14 protein-coding genes and 1 pseudogene are annotated in these 16,740 nt (G+C 68.9%); 5 read left to right on the top strand and 10 right to left on the bottom strand.

Going from position 1 to position 16,740, the window contains the following annotated elements; all coding sequences use genetic code 11:
- Positions 1 to 106: 106 nt before the first annotated feature.
- The 3 genes from U9979_RS11915 to U9979_RS11905 form a co-directional block, all read right to left on the bottom strand.
- Positions 107 to 2,704, bottom strand: coding sequence for a mannose-1-phosphate guanyltransferase (locus tag U9979_RS11915; RefSeq protein ID WP_322779458.1), 2,598 nt, complete (start codon positions 2,702 to 2,704; stop codon positions 107 to 109).
- Between the two features lie 11 nt (positions 2,705 to 2,715).
- Complete coding sequence (locus tag U9979_RS11910) at positions 2,716 to 3,369, bottom strand: CDP-alcohol phosphatidyltransferase family protein (protein WP_322751040.1); 654 nt, start codon at positions 3,367 to 3,369, stop codon at positions 2,716 to 2,718.
- 80 nt (positions 3,370 to 3,449) lie between these two features.
- Positions 3,450 to 4,532, bottom strand: coding sequence for a C40 family peptidase (locus tag U9979_RS11905; protein WP_322751041.1), 1,083 nt, complete (start codon positions 4,530 to 4,532; stop codon positions 3,450 to 3,452).
- A 432-nt stretch (positions 4,533 to 4,964) separates the two neighbouring features.
- Here U9979_RS11905 and U9979_RS11900 point away from each other — a divergent pair, with 432 nt between their 5' ends.
- Complete coding sequence (locus U9979_RS11900) at positions 4,965 to 5,393, top strand: hypothetical protein (RefSeq protein WP_322779437.1); 429 nt, start codon at positions 4,965 to 4,967, stop codon at positions 5,391 to 5,393.
- Here the strand turns inward: U9979_RS11900 and U9979_RS11895 are convergent.
- Complete coding sequence (locus tag U9979_RS11895; RefSeq protein WP_322779436.1) at positions 5,359 to 6,288, bottom strand: AraC family transcriptional regulator; 930 nt, start codon at positions 6,286 to 6,288, stop codon at positions 5,359 to 5,361. The two genes, U9979_RS11900 and U9979_RS11895, sit on opposite strands and share 35 nt — an antisense overlap.
- A gap of 124 nt (positions 6,289 to 6,412) precedes the next feature.
- On the opposite strand from U9979_RS11895, the gene U9979_RS11890 reads away from it, so the two are divergent.
- The 3 genes and pseudogenes from U9979_RS11890 to U9979_RS25190 all read left to right on the top strand — a co-directional run.
- On the top strand, positions 6,413 to 6,574 hold the full coding sequence (locus U9979_RS11890) for a hypothetical protein (protein WP_322779435.1): 162 nt from the start codon (positions 6,413 to 6,415) through the stop codon (positions 6,572 to 6,574).
- Between the two features lie 193 nt (positions 6,575 to 6,767).
- A complete protein-coding gene (locus tag U9979_RS11885; protein WP_322751047.1) occupies positions 6,768 to 7,139 on the top strand; it encodes a DUF427 domain-containing protein in 372 nt (123 codons plus the stop codon).
- A 37-nt stretch (positions 7,140 to 7,176) separates the two neighbouring features.
- Positions 7,177 to 7,275 (top strand): annotated as a pseudogene (locus U9979_RS25190) (site-specific integrase); the annotation flags it as partial.
- A 112-nt stretch (positions 7,276 to 7,387) separates the two neighbouring features.
- On the opposite strand, the gene acnA reads toward U9979_RS25190, so the two are convergent.
- The 5 genes from acnA to uvrC all read right to left on the bottom strand — a co-directional run bounded on the left by acnA (position 7,388) and on the right by uvrC (position 15,560).
- Positions 7,388 to 10,075 carry an aconitate hydratase AcnA gene (acnA, locus tag U9979_RS11880; RefSeq protein WP_322751999.1) on the bottom strand — a complete coding sequence of 896 codons (2,688 nt, stop codon included), beginning with the start codon at positions 10,073 to 10,075 and terminating at the stop codon, positions 7,388 to 7,390.
- Positions 10,076 to 10,292: 217 nt separating this feature from the next.
- Entirely contained in the window at positions 10,293 to 11,288 is a 996-nt protein-coding gene (gene whiA, locus U9979_RS11875) for a DNA-binding protein WhiA (RefSeq protein WP_322752507.1), read from the bottom strand.
- On the bottom strand, positions 11,285 to 12,451 hold the full coding sequence (locus tag U9979_RS11870) for a uridine diphosphate-N-acetylglucosamine-binding protein YvcK (protein ID WP_322779434.1): 1,167 nt from the start codon (positions 12,449 to 12,451) through the stop codon (positions 11,285 to 11,287). Before U9979_RS11870 ends, whiA begins: the two co-directional genes overlap by 4 nt.
- On the bottom strand, positions 12,448 to 13,320 hold the full coding sequence (gene rapZ, locus U9979_RS11865) for an RNase adapter RapZ (RefSeq protein ID WP_322766494.1): 873 nt from the start codon (positions 13,318 to 13,320) through the stop codon (positions 12,448 to 12,450). The genes U9979_RS11870 and rapZ overlap by 4 nt, the downstream gene beginning before the upstream one ends.
- Entirely contained in the window at positions 13,317 to 15,560 is a 2,244-nt protein-coding gene (uvrC, locus tag U9979_RS11860; RefSeq protein ID WP_322779433.1) for an excinuclease ABC subunit UvrC, read from the bottom strand. The genes rapZ and uvrC overlap by 4 nt, the downstream gene beginning before the upstream one ends.
- A 469-nt stretch (positions 15,561 to 16,029) precedes the next feature.
- On the opposite strand from uvrC, the gene U9979_RS11855 reads away from it, so the two are divergent.
- Positions 16,030 to 16,443 carry an SsgA family sporulation/cell division regulator gene (locus U9979_RS11855; protein ID WP_322749480.1) on the top strand — a complete coding sequence of 138 codons (414 nt, stop codon included), beginning with the start codon at positions 16,030 to 16,032 and terminating at the stop codon, positions 16,441 to 16,443.
- Here the strand turns inward: U9979_RS11855 and U9979_RS11850 are convergent.
- Positions 16,440 to 16,740, bottom strand: a 301-nt coding sequence (locus tag U9979_RS11850; RefSeq protein WP_416220003.1) for a hypothetical protein, incomplete at its 5' end; no start/stop codon positions are given. The genes U9979_RS11855 and U9979_RS11850 overlap by 4 nt on opposite strands.

Here is a 16,740-nt window from a genome sequence, read left to right as displayed (position 1 = left end):
AGTGCCGCTGGTCACCCGGATCCACTCGTGCTCTGTGGTGTACTTCAGATCTTCCGGGTACACTGCGTATCGCCTCCCAGCCGTCGGTTCCGAACCATCGAAAAGATCAGTACCGCTTTGCGGAGAGCGAACCGGGTGTCCCGACGGATCCCGGGTCGGGAACCCGATCCGACACATCCGGTTTCCGGCGGTCCTTGCCGGTGACGTCGCCGGTGACGTCACCCGTCACGAACAGGGTGCTCCAGTGGTCCAGGAGATGCTCTGCCGTGGTGGCATCGCGGCCCTCGGCCCACAGATGGGTGACGGCTTCGGCCGGGTCCGGGAGTACCAGGACCCATGAGCCGTCCGGCAGGATCACCCGAACGCCGTCGGTGGTGTCGATGGTGCACCCGCTGTCGGTGTCGACCGCCTCCATCACCCGCCGCATCACCATGCCCTTGGCCGCCCACGGCGTCGGCACGGATCTGCGGAGCACGGACACGGCCGGGATGCGCGCGTCGATCGCGCTCAGGGTCAGCCGGGTCCGGGCGACCAGCGCGGCCAGTCTGACGAACGCGGCCAGGCCGTCGATCGCCGGCGCGAACTCGGGTACCACGAATCCCCCGCGGCCGTCCGCGGCGAACACGACGTTCGGCTCGCTCGCGGCCCGGGTGAGGTCGGCGGCCGACAGTGAGGTGCGCCGGACCGTCAGCCCGTGGAAGCGGCTCACCTGGTCCGCGACCCGGGTGGTGGTGACCGGCAGCGCGACGTGCGCTCCCCGGTTCTCGGCCGCGACAAGGTCGAGGAACACCAGCAGCGCCCGCTCGTCGTCGATCAGGTCGCCGCGTTCATCCACGATCGTGATGCGGTCACCGACGTTGTCGAAACGGACGCCGACGGCAGCCCGCGAGCTGGCGACGAGCGCGCCGAGGCGGTCCAGGGCGCGGCGGCGATCGTCCGGCGTCTGCGCCGGGACGGTCTCGTCCAGCCGGCCGTTGACGGTGAGGACGTCCACCCCGAGCCGGCCCAGCAGGGTGGGCAGGACCAACGAGGTCGTTCCCCCGGCCGGATCGATCACGATTTTGAGGTTGGCTTCGGCCAGGCCGGCGGTGTCCACCCGGTCCAGCAGGTCGCGGGTGTAGATATCGGCGGTACGGGCGGGGAAGCGCAGCTCCCCGATCTCTTCGGGAAAAGCCCGCCGGAATTCCTGGCGGCTGACGACCCGATCGAGCGTGCGCTGCATGGCAAGCGAAAGATCGCTGCCCTCGGAGTCCATGAAGCTGATGTCCACCCGCTCGGCGTCCCCCGGTGTCGTGCGCACCATGATTCCGCCGGCGGCATCGGAGGCGCGGACGTCGAAGCGGGCCACCGGCATCGGCGCGACCTCCAGATCCCGCACGTCCATCGCGCTCGCGGTGAGCGCACTGATCATCGCCCGTTTGAGCGCCCGGGCGGCCCGTGAGCCATCCCGGACCGTGGTCACCGTGGATCCCTTGCGCAGGGTCGTGGCATAGGCGCTGGCGAGGCGGACCACCAGTTCGGGGGTGATCTCGACGTTGATCAGCCCCGACACCCCCCGGGGGCCGAACAGCGAGCGCTGTCCCCGGGATTCCCAGATGACGCTGGTGTTGACCACCGCGCCGGCCTCGATGGTCTTGAACGGGTACACCATGACGTCGTGGGAGACGAACGACTCCTCCTCAAGCACGCACTCGTCGCCGACCACCGCGCCCTCCTCGACCCGCGCGGCCCGCAGCACGTCGGTGCTCTTACCGATCACGCAGCCCCGCAGGTTGGTCAGCGACCCGATCAGAGCGTTGTCCTGGACGACGGCCCGGTGCAGGAAGGCGCCCGATTTGACCACGACGTTACTGCCGATGACGGTGAACTCACGCAGCTCGGCACCGGCCTCGATCTTCGTGTAGTCACCGATCACCAGCGGACCGCAGAGCACCGCCTCCGGATGGACGTCGGCGTCCCGTCCGACCCACACCCCCGGCGAGACCTCGAACCCGCCGATCTTCACGTCGACCTGGCCGTTGAGGACATCGGCCTGGGCCCGAAGGAAGCTCGGGATGGTGCCGACATCCTCCCAGTAGCCACCCACGACGTAGCCGAACAGGGGCGCGCCGGCAGCCAGGAGCTGGGGGAAGACGTCCCCCGACCAGTCCACCGACTCTCCGACCGGAACGTGGTCGAGCACCTCCGGTTCCATCACGTAGATGCCGGTGTTGACCGTGTCGGAGAAAACCTGCCCCCAGGTCGGTTTCTCCAGGAAGCGGATGATCCGGCCGTTGTCGGACGTGATGACGATCCCGAACTCCAGGGGATTCGGGACGGCCTTGAGCGCGATCGTGACCAGCGCACCCTGCTTGCGGTGGTAGGCGACCAGCGAGGTCAGGTCGATGTCGGTGAGCGCATCCCCACTGATCACCAGAAACGGATCGTCGCGCAACGCGTCCTGTGCGTTGCGGACGCTGCCGGCCGTCCCCAGCGGTGTGGTCTCGGTCGCGTACGACAGGTGCATACCCAGCTCGTCGCCGTCACCGAAGTAGGTCCGGACGTGGGCCGCGAGGAACTGCACCGTGATCACGGTCTCATCGAAACCGTGCCGTTTGAGCAGCCGCAGCACATGCTCCATGATCGGACGATTGACGACGGGGAGTAGCGGTTTGGGCTGATTGGCGGTCATCGGGCGCAGGCGCCTTCCTTCACCGCCCGCCATCACGACGGCTCTCACCGACCCACCTCCGCGTCTGCCCGGCCGGCCTCGCCGCGGTCGGCTCCGGGCGACACCGGCGGTTCGGTACCGCTGCCCGCCCGCGCAAGCTGGCGGACCTGTACCCAGTAGAGGATCGCGGACCACCAGTACAGAGCGGTACCCCAGATGGCGAACGCCCACCCGAGCGGACGGGAGACGCTGGCGAGCCAGTTGTCGCCCGCTGACAGCAGCAGCAGCGGGAAGGCGTAGAGCAGGTTGAACGTCGCGGCCTTGCCCAGGTAATGCACGGGCAGGGTGGGGCCGTAGCCCAAGCGGCGCAGCACCGGCACGACGCCGGTGATCGCGACGTCCCGGCCGATGAGCAGCGCGGCGAACCACCAGGGAACGATCTCGCGCAGCGTCAGCGCAATGATCGTCGCCAGGATGTACAGGCGGTCCGCCAGCGGGTCGAGGAGAATCCCGAGCCGGCTGGTCTGCCCCAGCGCCCGGGCAAGTTTGCCGTCGAGATAGTCGCTCACGCCGGCGAAGGCGAGTACTGCGAGCGCCGCACCGTCAGCCTTGGGACCCAACGCCAGCCACAGGAACACGGGTACCCCGGCCAGGCGCAGCGCGGAGAGCACGTTCGGGATCGTGAGTACCCGGTCGGACGGATGGATCGCCGTGGTCACCCTCGACACCCCTTCGCACCCGGACCCGCCCGGTCAACCGTTGCAGCCCCCGGCCAACCGCTACAGCACTCGGCCAACCGCTACAGCACTCGGCCAACGTAGTACGTCGAGCTCCAGATGGGCACCAGCGAGACTGTTCGCCCGGTCTCCGGGGCGCTCCACACGTATCCGTTACCGGCGTAGATCGCGACATGGGTGATATTGCCCGGGGTTCCGAAGAAGATCAGGTCGCCGGGCTGCTTGCCGGCCTGGGGCACTCGGAGCGAGGCGGCGAACTGCTGCTGGGCCGTCCGCGGCAAGGAGCGCCCGAGCTGTTTGAAGACATACTGAACCAGGCCGGAGCAGTCGAACGCGTAGGGCCCCTCGGCCCCGTACACGTACGGCTTGCCCCGCTGCAGCGATGCGAGGTAGACGGCCTTCTCCCCGATGGAGCTGCCCGGGACGACCGTGGGCGCGGTCCCGGCCGCCGCGCCCCCTGCGGAACCGCCTCCCGGGCCCGTCGGGCTGCGCACCGTCACAGTGGTCGCTCCGGCGAGCGAGGGACGCAGGACGTTCGTACCGTCGAAGACCGCGGTGAGCGTCGTGGTCGACAGCAGCCGGGTACTGATCGTCGCGGTGCCGGTGCTGTCGGTCCGTAGCTGGGCGGTGGTGGTCCACTGCGGGCCGTTGGCCACCGCGATACGGACCCGCTGGTCGGCGACGGGACGTCCGGTCCCGACCTCCATGGCGCGGACGGTGATGACGACGGGTGCGTTCGGCGCGACCGTCGCCTGATCGGCGGCGATCGACATCGTGGTGAAGGTCGGATCCGGATTGCCCAACTTGGCGGCCAGGTCGACGGTGGCGCCCGCGGGAGCGGCCCCGTGGGTGCCACCGCCGATCATCGCGGCGTTGTCGACGGTGGCTGCGGTAGTTGTCATCGGCCCAAGAGTCGCGTTTCCGCCCGGGCCGGGCATCGTCGCGGCAAAGCCCGCCGTCGATGCAGCCAGGGTCCCGGTCGTCACCGCGGCGATCGTGGCGACCCGCCGGGACTGCGGGCCGAGACGGGCATGCCAGGGGTTGGGCTCATGGTCACCGGCGCTCTCGGGCGCCTGGTCACGATGGCGACCACGACCGGCCTGCTCTCCGTCTACGGGGAGCCGGATCACGCCACGTGGATGCAACGCGCGTCCTTCCCGAACGCCTGCGAGGCAGTGTGGCGCCATGCCACGAACCGATGTCGCTGGCACGCCTCAAGGCGCCGGCTGAGGGGGAGAACCCGGCCGACGACCGTCAGGGCTGCGAAACCTCGCTCCTGCCCCCTGGCTGCTCGGAGGGGACATCGGACCGGGGCAGGACTGGGCGTTTCGGTCCGACGCGTGTGTTCGAGGGGGAATGTTGATCTTTGCTGAGGGGGTACACGTGTTGTGTCAAACGATATCGGGTAGCCCGTACGGGTAGGCAATACCCCCAAACCCAACATGTAGCCACATCCAACCAGTGGTCCTATGTAGTCCTTGTGTTGGGCATCGACATGAGGTAGCTACGATCATGACCGCTGCCGGTCCTAACGGCCGCCTCTGGCGTCGATCGGATGTGTCAAGGATGTCGCCGACATGATCGCGAACCTTCTGTGCGACGGCCGGTTCGGCGAGGCTGCAACAGTAAAGTGTGGCGGCATCGGCACCGGCGGGCCCTCGTCCCCACAGTTCCCAGACGTGCATCAGCACCACTTGGCCCGCCGGCACCTGACGCATGCGTTGCGCTTCGCCCATGCCGGCGCACCATGCCGGCGCACCGCGTCGGCGAACTCGGCGAACTCGGCGAACTCGGCGAACTCGGCGAAGCGTCGGTACTCCGCGGATCGTGACCGGCTCGCCGACGTAGTCGCCGAGCACGGTGGTATCGAGGTAGCGCAGGCCGAGGAAGTGAATGCTGAGCAGGTCCGGCTGCGTGCCCTACGCATCTTCGACGAGCTCGGGCACACGGAGGCTCGTCGGGCACCCGGCGTCAGCTCCCGTACCGGGATTCCTCGATCCCGGTGACGCGGCGGTAGTTGCCGGGGGCGAGACCATACTCCCGTTTGAAGGCCTTGGCGAAGGCGAATTCGGACGTGTAGCCGACGCGGTGGGCGACGGCGGACAGCGGCACGTCCTGTTGACGCAGTATCCGGGCCGCGGTGGTCAGGCGCCACCGGGTGAGGTAGGTCAGGGGTGGCTCACCGACCAGTGCGGTGAACCGGCGGGTGAACGTGGCGCGGGAGAGTCCGGCCTGCGCACCCAACTGCTGCACCGTCCACGATCGTGCCGGATCCTGGTGCATGCGGTGGAGGCTGGGGCCGATCGCCGGATCGGCGACCGCCCGGCTCCAGCCGGTCGGATGGTCTTCCTGCCAGGCGCGCAGGATGTAGACCAAGAGGGCGTCCACCAGCGAGGAGACGATCGCCTCCGCGCCCGGCTCCTGCTCCTCGACCTCGGTGCCGAGCAGGTCCACCGCCGCGTGCAGCCCGTGCCGGCGCCGGTTCGGCAGGTGCACCAGGTCAGGAAGCGTGGCCAGCAGCGGATGCGGCCGGCGCTGTTCAAGCCGGTAGGCACCCGACAGCAGGACCGTCTGCGCTCCGGCCGCTGTCCCGGCCACGTGCTGGTGACCGATCCGTTTGGCGTGCCACTCGCGGTCCAGGCGGAAGGTGACAGCGGGGGTGGTCGGGGCGTCGGCCAGCGTGTGCTCCTGGCCGCTGGCCAGCAGCACCACGTCACCTGACCGCAGTGCCCGCGGCGGCTCGTCGGCGCTCGACAGCCAGCACGTGCCCTGCAGGATGACGTGGAACCCGAACCCTTGGTTGCCCCCGAACCGCAGCCCCCAGGGGGCGTGTGCCCGGGTACGCGCGCACAGGGTCGGCCCGGTCTCCAGGGCCGCAAGCACGTCCGTGAGCACATCCATCCGCTGATCATATCCCGACGAGACTTGTTCTGAGCCGATCAGACATGTTTTCGGCGTTCGTGGACATTGTCCGTCGTGCGACCGGATTCATACAGTCGAGTTCACGGACGGAGGGAGATCCAATATGAACGTTCTGGTCAGCGACCTGCTGGCCAACCTGCCCGGCATCCGCCCGCTGGTCACCATCGACAACAGCCCCGTCACCGACGCCGTGGAGAAGATCACCGGCCGTCCGGCCCGATCCTTCGCCGCGTTCCTGGCCGCCACCGCCGCGACGGACATCTGAGGATACGAGATCTGCTCCCCGTACCCATCCCGATGAAGAGGATTGAACAGTCATGGACCTGCAGTTGCAGGGTAAGCGGGCGCTGGTCACCGGCAGTTCCAGCGGCTGACCCGCCGTCAACTGACCCACCGTCTACCAAGCCGAGGACCGGCCACCCGACATGACCAGCCCCCGATGAACAGTGAGGTCTGACATGGACAACGAAGGACAACACATCCGGATCGAACCGTTGCCGAACCCCGGACACCTGCGCATCGACCTCGACGGTGTCACCATCGCCGAGTCGAGCGGTCCCCGGCTCCTCCTCGAAACCGGTGCACCGGTGCGTTACTACCTACCCAAGGCGCACATACGGATGGAGCTGCTCGAACCGAGCGACACGATCACCCACTGCCCACACAAGGGCACCGCCGAGTACTGGTCGGTACGGGTCAACGGTCAGCTGTACCGGGACCATGCGTGGTCGTACCCGGCGCCACTGCCCGACGGTCAGCCGATTGCCGGCCTCATCGCCTTCCGCAGGACGGATACGTATGTCGACGGCGTTCTGCAACAGGGGCGCTGACACGGGGTACCGGGCACCGCGGGGCGGCCCCCGGCCGGCGGTCGAACGGCTGCTGACCCGTCGGGACGTCCCGCTGCGGGAGAAGACCCTGTGGCGGATGCTGTACGAGACCGCGGGCCGGGCCGCGGAGATCCTCTGGTGCGCCGGCCGGCGATCGTTGATAGCGATCTTTCGAGCTTTGTGTGCCGAAACGGCCGTTGTTGATCGCACAAAGCTCGAAAGATCGTCGCTCGAAAGATCGTTTCGATTTAGAGCAGTGACCGCAGGACGTAGGGCAGGATGCCGCCGTTGCGGTAGTACTCGGCCTCCCCCGGCGTGTCGATGCGGACGACTGCGTCGAACCGCTTGTCGTCGGCCTGGACGAGCAGCGTCGGGGTCTTCTCGTCGACGCCGGCGAGCCCGACGATGGTGAACGTCTCCTCGCCGGTCAGTCCGAGCGACGCCGCGGACTGCCCGGTCGGGAACTGCAGCGGCAGGACGCCCATCCCGATCAGGTTGGAGCGGTGGATCCGCTCGTAGGACTCGGCGATGACCGCTCGGACGCCGAGCAGGGCCGTACCCTTGGCCGCCCAGTCACGCGACGAACCCGAACCGTACTCCTTGCCGGCGAGGACCACCAGCGGCACTCCGTCGGCGGCGTACTTCTGCGCCGCGTCGTAGATCGCCAGCTGCTCGCCGTCGGGCAGGTGCCGGGTGACCCCGCCCTCGGTGCCGGGAGCCAGCATGTTGCGCAGCCGGATGTTGGCGAACGTCCCGCGGATCATCACCTCGTGGTTGCCGCGCCGGGACCCGTAGGAGTTGAAGTCCGTCGGCTCCACCCCGTGCTCCACGAGGTAGCGGCCCGCGGGTGACTCCCGCTTGATGGATCCGGCGGGCGAGATGTGGTCGGTGGTCACCGAGTCGCCGAGCAGCGCCAGCACGCGGGCGCCGACGATGTCCGGGCGCGGCGCCGGCGTCGCCGCCATCCCCTCGAAGTACGGTGGGTGGCGCACGTAGGTCGAGTCAGGTGCCCAGTGAAACGTCTGGGACACCTCGCCTCCGTCACCGGTCGGCAGCGACTGCCACTGCTTGTCGCCGGACAGGTCGCCGTAGTCCTCGGTGAACATCTCCGAGCGGATCGCGTCGCCGACCACCGCGGCCACCTCGGCCTCGCTCGGCCAGATGTCGCGCAGGTAGACCGGGTTGCCCGCCGTGTCGGTGCCCAGCGGGTCGTTGACCAGGTCGATGTCCATCGTGCCGGCGAGGGCGTAGGCCACGACCAGCGGCGGGGACGCCAGGTAGTTCATCTTGACGTCCGGGTTGATCCGACCCTCGAAGTTACGGTTACCCGACAGCACGCTGACCACCGCCAGGTCGCCGGCGTTCACCCCCTGGCTGATCTCCTCCTGGAGGGGGCCGGAGTTGCCGATGCAGGTGGTGCACCCGTAGCCGACCAGGTTGAACCCGAGCTTGTCCAGGTAGGGGGTGAGCCCGGCGCGCTCGTAGTAGTCCATGACGACCTTGGAACCCGGGGCCAGGGTGGTCTTGACCCAGGGCTTGCGGGTCAGGCCCCGGTCGACGGCGTTGCGGGCGAGGATGGCCGCGCCCACCATCACCTGCGGGTTGGACGTGTTCGTGCACGAGGTGATGGCCGCGATCGCGACCGCGCCGTGGTCGAGTGAGAAGCTGGTGCCGTCCGCGAGGGTCACCGGGGTCGGGTTGGACGGGCGTCCTTCGAGATCACCAGAAGTACCCGCAGCTGCCTTTGCCGGACCGGCATAGTCGGCGAGCGCGGTGCGGAACGCAGCCTTGGCGGTGCGCAGGGGGACCCTGTCCTGCGGGCGCTTCGGGCCGGCCAGCGACGGCTCGATCGTGGAGAGATCGAGGGTGAGGGTGGTCGTGTAGACCGGCTCGCGACTCGGGTCGTGCCAGAGGCCCTGCTCCTTGGTGTACGCCTCGACGAGGTCGACCTGCTCGCTGGGACGGCCGGTCAGCCGCAGGTAGGCCAGGGTCTCCGCATCCACCGGGAAGATGGCGCAGGTCGAGCCGTACTCGGGGCTCATGTTGCCGATCGTGGCCCGGTTGGCCAGCGGGACGTTGCCCACGCCCTCGCCGTAGAACTCGACGAAACGGCCCACGACACCGTGCGTGCGCAGCATCTCGGTGATGGTGAGGACGAGGTCGGTCGCGGTGGTTCCGGGCGGTAGCTCACCGGTGAGCTTGAACCCGACGACCGTCGGGATGAGCATGCTCACCGGCTGGCCGAGCATGGCGGCCTCCGCCTCGATGCCGCCGACACCCCAGCCGAGCACGCCCAGACCGTTGATCATGGTGGTGTGGCTGTCCGTGCCGACCAGGGTGTCGGGGTAGGCGAGCACGCCGTCGGCGGTCGCCCGGGTGAAGATCACCCGGGCGAGGTACTCCAGGTTGACCTGGTGGACGATCCCGGTGTTCGGGGGGACGACCGTGAAGTTGTCGAACGCGGCCTGGCCCCACCGCAGGAACTGGTAGCGCTCGCGGTTGCGGGCGAACTCCAGCTCGGTGTTGAGGGCGAAGGCGTCAGCCCGGCCGAAGACGTCCGCGATGATCGAGTGGTCGATCACCAGCTCCGCCGGCGCCAGCGGGTTGATCTTTGTCGGATCACCGCCGAGAGCGGCCATGGCCTCGCGCATGGCGGCGAGGTCGACCACGCACGGCACCCCGGTGAAATCCTGCATGATCACGCGGGCCGGCGTGAACTGGATCTCCTGGCTCGGCGTGGCGGCCGGATCCCAGGACGCGAGCGCGGTGACGTGGTCGGCGGTGATGTTGGCGCCGTCCTCGGTCCGCAGCAGGTTCTCCAGCAGGATGCGCAGACTGTACGGCAACCGGTCAGCTCCGGAAACCGCGTCCAGCCGACGGATTGTATACCTACGGTCACCCACCTTGAGATGACCTGTGCTGCCGAAGCTGTCCATATCTCCTCCTCGCCGCGTTCCCTCGCGGACCATCCTGGTGTTCGTTCCAGGAATTACCCGACCCGCCAGGGCCGGGACCAGTAATATCCTATTTACTTAGTATTGCTAAGGATATACCAGAAGATCAGTCGCCGTGCGCGAGGCTCCCGAAGTGTGGCGACAGGCCGGCGCCACCCCGAATGCTCCATATAACTGAGAGCGACCGTCACGTCATCGCTCAGGCGTTCTCAAGGAGATCCGGCGAGACGCTCGCCTCGGTGTTCGGCAACCCGAGCGCATGCGCCCTCTTGTCGGCCAACGCCAGCAGCCGCCGGATGCGACCGGCGACCGCATCCTTGGTCAGCGGCGGCTCCGCGAGCGCACCCAGCTCCTCCAGGGATGCCTGGGCATGCTCAAGGCGCAGCCGTCCGGCCGCGAGCAGATGCCCGGGTGCGTCATCTCCCAGGATCCTCAACGCCGCCTGGACCCGGGCGCCGGCCGCGACCGCCGCGCGCGCCGAACGGCGCAGGTTGGCGTCGTCGAAATTCGCCAGCCGGTTCGCGGTCGCCCGCACCTCGCGGCGCATCCGCCGATCCTCCCAGGCCAGCAGGCTGTCATGCGCGCCGATCTTCGTCAGCAGCACGCTGATCGCGTCGCCATCGCGGATCACCACCCGGTCCACCCCGCGCACCTCGCGGCTCTTGGCCGCGACACCGAGTCGACGGGCTGCGCCGACCAGCGCGAGCGCAGCCTCCGGCCCCGGCGAAGTGATCTCCAGGGAGCATGAGCGGCCTGGCTCGGTCAGTGAGCCATGGGCCAGGAACGCCCCACGCCACGCAGCCGCAGCATCACAGGAAGCACCCGTCACCACTTGTGGTGGCAACCCTCGCACCGGGCGACCCCGCTGGTCGAGCAGTCCGGTCGACCGCGCCAGCTGCTCGCCGTCACGCTCCACCCGGACGATGTACCGCACGGAACGGCGCAGCCCACCCGCGGCGAGCACCGCGATGCCCGACGGGAAGCCGAACACCTCTGCGATCTCGCGGCGCAGCCGCCGAGCGGTGGCACCCGCGTCGAGTTCGGCCTCGACGACGATACGGCCACGCACAATGTGCAGCCCGCCACCGAAGCGCAACAGCGCGGCCATTTCCGCCCTGCGACAACATGGCTTCGCCACCCGCAACCGGCTGAGCTCGTCCTTGACGGTGGCGGTCATTGCGGCCACACGAATCATTCCTCACCTTCATGAGCGGAGACGGCACCTTCATGAGCGGGGAAGACACCTTCACGGGCGGACCCGGCGGACCCGGCGGTCGCGGCGTTGCGGCGCACAGCATCACGGCGCACAGCGTCACGGCGCGCAGCATCGTCTGAAACCCCCGTGGCCCCCGTGGCCGGGCCCGACCGGGCGCCTGGTCTGAGGCCGGTCACGTTCCCGGCCCCGTTCCCGGCCATGTTCGCGAACACCGCCTCGAACGCGACGGCGAGCCGTCGGGGGTCATGATGTGGCTCGCCGGGGTAGGCGACCGGTACGAGGTACAGACGAGCCCCCAGGTCGGCGGCGGCACGGGCGAGTACGCCCGGCTCACCGACCGCGTCGCGGTCAGCGATCACGACGTCGAACAGCAGCCCCGGCGCGTGCGTTTCGATGACCCGCAGATGCGCTTCGGGCGGATAGCCGGCGGTCTCACCGGGTTGCGGCGCCAGGTTCAGGACCATGACGCGGCGAGCCGGTGAACGGAGAAGGCAGCCGGTCATCTCGGGCACCAGCAGGTGAGGCAGCACGCTGGTGTAGAGCGAACCCGGGCCGAACACCACCCATTCGGCCCGCTCGACGGCTTCGAGCGCAGGCCGGCACGCCGCGGGCGTCACGGGCTCGAGCCGGAGGCTGCGGACCCGGCCGGACGTGGTGGCCACCGCAGCCTGGCCGCGGACCTCGACGACGGCCGCCGGCTGACGGGGGTCGAGACCGGCCACCTCCGCAACGATGTCGATGCCCGTGTCCGACAGCGGCAGCACCCGCCCGGCGGCTCCCAGCAGCCGGGCAGCAAGATCGAGGGCGTCCACCGCAGAGCTCTGGCGCTCGGCGAGCGCGCTGAGCACCAGATTGCCGACGGCATGACCGGCCAGCGGCCCTCCTCCGCCGAACCGGTGCTGGAACAGCTCCGCCCAGGTGGTCGACCAGCTGTCGGTACCGGCGAGCGCGGCCAGCGCCATCCGCAGATCACCCATGGGCAGCGCTCCCAGCTCCGTGCGGAGCCGACCCGATGATCCACCGTCGTCACCTACAGTCACAACCGCGGTGAGGTGGCGGGTGATGCGCCGCAGCGCCCGCAACGAGGCGGCCAGGCCGTGGCCACCGCCGAAGGCCACCACCGCGGGACCGGTACCTGTCACTCCCGCCCCAGATCACGGTGAACGACCCGGACGCCGACGCCGTCGCCGGCGAGCCGGGAGGCGAGCTGCTCGGCCATGGCTACACTGCGATGTTTACCGCCGGTGCATCCGATCGCGAGCGTCAGATACCGCTTGCCCTCACGCACATACCCCTCCCCCACCAGTCGCAGCAACACCGCGTACTGGTTGATGAACTCCATCGCCCCGGGCTGGGCGAGGACGTAGTCACGAACATCTGGATCACGGCCCGTGAACGGTCGTAGCGCCTCCACCCAGTGCGGGTTCGGCAGGAACCGGCAGTCGGCAACCAGGTCCGCATCCAGCGGCAGGCCGTACTTGTAGCCGAAGGAGACCACCGTCGCGTTCAACCGGTTTCCACCCGGTTGACCGAAGGCGGCGTCGATCTTGGCCCGCAACTCGTGGACGTTGAGATCGGTGGTATCGAGCACCAGGTCCGACTCGCCGCGCAGCTCCGCGAGCAAGGCGCGTTCACGGCTGATTCCGTCGACCACCCTGCCCTCGCCCTGCAGTGGATGCGGCCGCCGGACGTGGTCGAACCTGCGGACCAGCGTCTCGTCCGCCGCTTCCAGGAAGAGCACGCGTGGCTGCATGCCGCGGGCGTTGAGCGTGTCCAGCGTCGCGCGCAGATCGGAGAAGAACGCCCGGCCGCGGACGTCGACGACCACCGCGATGCGGTTGACCGCCCCCTGCGACCGCAGTCCGAGTTCGGTCATGGTGGCCAGCAACGCCGGTGGCAGGTTGTCGACGACGAACCAGCCGAGATCCTCCAGGCACTTGGCCGCGGTACTGCGGCCCGCTCCGGACAGTCCGGTGATGATGGCGAGGTCAAGCGGCGCGGCGGTGGTCATGTGGGAACACCCCAGGTTGATGTGGCGTCGGAACCGGCTTGCCCGGCGGCGGCCCCGGTGGCGGAACCCGATGGCCCCGATCCGCGCTCGGACACCGCGGGTGGCGACACCGGCGCGGTTTCGTCAGCCGCAAGAATCTCCCCCGTGGACGGGTCGACCGCGGGCGGGGTGGCGCCTGCCGCTCCCGGGCCGGTCGCCGCGAGCGCGTCCACCACGGCCTGGGCCGTCCGCCGGCCGATGCCCGGGACCTCGGCTATCTGCTCAACCGTCGCCCGCCGTATCCGGGCAACGGAGCCGAACGTCGCCAGCAGCGTCTTTCGACGTGTCTCGCCGAGCCCCGGCACGTCGTCGAGAAGCGAGCGGACCATCGCTTTGGAGCGCTTCTGGCGGTGGTAGGCGATCGCGAACCGGTGTGCCTCGTCCCGGATCCGCTGCAGCAGGTACAGCGCCTCACTGGTCCGGGGCAGAATCACCGGATCATCCTCACCGGGTAGCCATACCTCTTCCAGCCGCTTGGCAAGGCCGCACAGGGCGATGCCGCCGGGGCCGCGCTCGATACCGAGTGCGTCCAGGGCCCGGCGGGCTGCGGCGACCTGTGGCGGGCCGCCGTCGACGACAACCAGGTTGGGCGGGTAGGCGAAGCGCCGGGGACGGCCCGTGACCGGGTCCACCGGGTCGGCTGGGTCGGCTGGGTCCACTGACTTGCCGGACTCGCCGGATGCCGGCAGCCCGGCGATGTCACCGGTACGTGCCCGTTCGGCAAGATACCGAGTGAACCGTCGGCTGATCGTCTCGTGCATACTCGCGACGTCGTCCTGCCCGTCGACCCCGCGGATGGCGAACCGCCGGTACTCCGACTTGCGGGGCAGGCCGTCCTCGAAGACGACCATGCTCGCGACGACGTTGCTGCCCGCCAGGTTGGAGATGTCGAACGACTCGATCCGAAGCGGTGGCTCGTCCAGGCCGAGGGCGTCCTGGATGTCTGACAGCGCCCGGCTGCGCGCGGACAGATCACCGGCCCGTTTCGTCCGGTGCAGGGTGAAGGCCTGCGTGGCGTTACGCTCGACGGTCTCCATCAGGGTCCGCTTGTCCCCGCGGCGAGGAACCCGCAGGTCGACCCGGCTGCCGCGGGCGATGCTGAGCAGCTCGGTGACGACGTCGGGGTCCGGGGGAAGCTCCGGGACGAGCACCTCCCGCGGAATCTCGTTGGCACCACGGCGCGAGGCGGGCGTGCCGGGTGACGCGGATGCGCCCGGTGACGCGGGCGTGGCGGTACCGGTACGGGTACCGGTGTCGGGAGCCGCGTCCGCCAGGTACTCCTGGGTGAGGAACTGCTCGACCAGCTCCCCCGTGGTCCGCTCCTCGATCTTGTCGACGACCCAGCCGCGTTGGCCGCGGACCCGGCCGTCGCGCACGTAGAAGACCTGGACGGCGGCTTCGAGCTCGTCCTGCGCGAAGGCGATGACGTCGGCGTCGGTGCCGTCGGGCAACACCACCGCCTGCTTTTCCATGGCCCGGCGCAGGGCGCCGACGTCGTCGCGCAGCCGCGCAGCGCTTTCGTAGCGCTGGTCCGACGCGGCCTGGGCCATCTCGCGCTCGAGGGTGCGGATGTACCGGCCGGTCTGCCCGGCCATGAAGTCGCAGAAATCCTCGACGATGCGCCGGTGTTCGGCCGCGTCGACGCGGCCCACGCACGGTGCCGAGCACCGGTCGATGTAGCCGAGCAGGCAGGGGCGACCGATCTGGCGCGCACGTTTGAACACCCCTGCGCTGCACGTTCGGGCCGGGAAGACGCGTAGCAGGAGGTCGAGGGTCTCCCGGATGGCCCACGCATGGGCGTACGGGCCGAAGTAGCGGACGCCGGCGCGCTTGGGACCGCGCATGACCTGCAGGCGGGGGAACTCCTCGTGCAGGGTCACCGCGAGGCTCGGGTAGCTCTTGTCGTCCCGGTAACGGACGTTGAAGCGAGGATCGAACTCCTTGATCCACGTGTACTCGAGCTGGAGCGCTTCGACCTCCGTCAAGACCACGGTCCAGTCGACCGACGCCGCGGTCGTCACCATGTGCTGGGTACGGGGGTGGAGGTTGTGTATATCGGTGAAGTAGTTCGACAACCTGGCGCGAAGGTTCTTCGCCTTGCCCACGTACACGACGCGGCCGTGCTCGTCGGAGAACCGGTACACGCCCGGAGTCTCGGGAACTGATCCCGGCGCGGGACGGTAGGACGCCGGATCAGCCATGAACCGAGCCTACGGCGCGCCGGATTGCCACAGAACAACGCCTCCACGTAGCCATTTCACCACGCTGAGCGCTTGGGCTTGTGGGGTGGTCATGGCCTGGGGTGGAGCAAAGCCCCGCGGCGACCGTGGCTGGGCATATCTCACAGCTGGCGGGACACCCGTCATGGCGTAGCGCGGCGGGCGATGTCAGGGTCCATGCTCGAAGACCATGAGCGGTGTGCGAAGCATGATCCGTCAGGTGCTCGCCGGCCGATGGCCACGATGGCCAGAACAACCGGCTGGGCAGGCGTTGATCCCGCGACAGTTGTGGGCCCTCACCCCCGGGGAAGGTGCCCTGTGGTTGGCGTCGACCTTGTCCAGACTGGTCCCGAACAAGTCTCTTCACGCGCTCCGGGTGGCATCTTGCCTGACCGGCTGTCACCCTCGATATCGCGGTGCACAGCGTCGCACGACGAAGGAGGCACGACGGATGCAGGTGGATGATGTGACCACCGAGTTGGTCGTCGATGACGCACCTTCCCGCGGGCGGCTGACCGTGCTGCAGGTGAACTGGCGACGGGCCGACCCGCTTGCTGTGACGTTTGAACTCATCTCCCGACCGGATCATCCCGCCTTGCCGCGTGGCAGCTGGGTGGTGCTGCGGGACGCACTTCGCGCCGGTTTGGACATCCCCACGGGTGGCGGCGACGTGCGGATCACTCCGGAACCCGACCGCGGCTGTGTGCGGCTCGACCTCACGGCCGGTGACGTACATTCCGTCGTCCGGCTGGACATGGATGCCGCGCGGGCGTTCCTCGACGCGACAGAACAGGTGGTTCCTCGGGGTTCGGAACGCTCGGCCGAAGAGCTCGACGCCGTTCTGGCTGATCTCCTCCGTACCTAGGAGACTGCAGACGATGACATGACGGACGAGGCGACCGTGGACGGAGCAAAGCCGACCCTCGGCCCGAGGATCTCCCGGAGAAACAGGCCGGTGTGACTGGCCTCGACCGCGGCGACCACCTCGGGTGATCCTTCGGCAACGACCCGTCCACCACCGGTACCGCCCTCCGGGCCCATGTCGATGACCCAGTCCGCCGTCTTGATGACGTCCAGGTTGTGCTCGATGACGATGACCGTGTTGCCGGCGTCCACGAGGCGTCCGAGAACGCCCAGCAGTTTGCGGATGTCCTCGAAGTGC

Origin of the sequence: Protofrankia sp. Cas4, from assembly GCF_963555915.1 — a bacterium.
Classification (GTDB): domain Bacteria; phylum Actinomycetota; class Actinomycetes; order Frankiales; family Frankiaceae; genus Protofrankia.
The sequence above is the reverse complement of the archived record's forward strand: the minus strand, read 5'-3'. Positions and strand labels throughout refer to the sequence as shown.

Excerpts from the sequence above, each read along its gene's own strand:
- U9979_RS11895 (WP_322779436.1), bottom strand. The coding sequence starts at position 6,288 with ATGGATGTGCTCACGGACGTGCTTGCGGCCCTGGAGACCGGGCCGACC.
- U9979_RS11915 (WP_322779458.1), bottom strand. The coding sequence starts at position 2,704 with ATGGCGGGCGGTGAAGGAAGGCGCCTGCGCCCGATGACCGCCAATCAG.
- U9979_RS11890 (WP_322779435.1), top strand. The coding sequence starts at position 6,413 with ATGAACGTTCTGGTCAGCGACCTGCTGGCCAACCTGCCCGGCATCCGC.
- uvrC (WP_322779433.1), bottom strand. The coding sequence starts at position 15,560 with ATGGCTGATCCGGCGTCCTACCGTCCCGCGCCGGGATCAGTTCCCGAG.
- whiA (WP_322752507.1), bottom strand. The coding sequence starts at position 11,288 with ATGATTCGTGTGGCCGCAATGACCGCCACCGTCAAGGACGAGCTCAGC.
- acnA (WP_322751999.1), bottom strand. The coding sequence starts at position 10,075 with ATGGACAGCTTCGGCAGCACAGGTCATCTCAAGGTGGGTGACCGTAGG.
- U9979_RS11900 (WP_322779437.1), top strand. The coding sequence starts at position 4,965 with ATGATCGCGAACCTTCTGTGCGACGGCCGGTTCGGCGAGGCTGCAACA.
- rapZ (WP_322766494.1), bottom strand. The coding sequence starts at position 13,320 with ATGACCACCGCCGCGCCGCTTGACCTCGCCATCATCACCGGACTGTCC.
- U9979_RS11885 (WP_322751047.1), top strand. The coding sequence starts at position 6,768 with ATGGACAACGAAGGACAACACATCCGGATCGAACCGTTGCCGAACCCC.
- U9979_RS11855 (WP_322749480.1), top strand. The coding sequence starts at position 16,030 with ATGCAGGTGGATGATGTGACCACCGAGTTGGTCGTCGATGACGCACCT.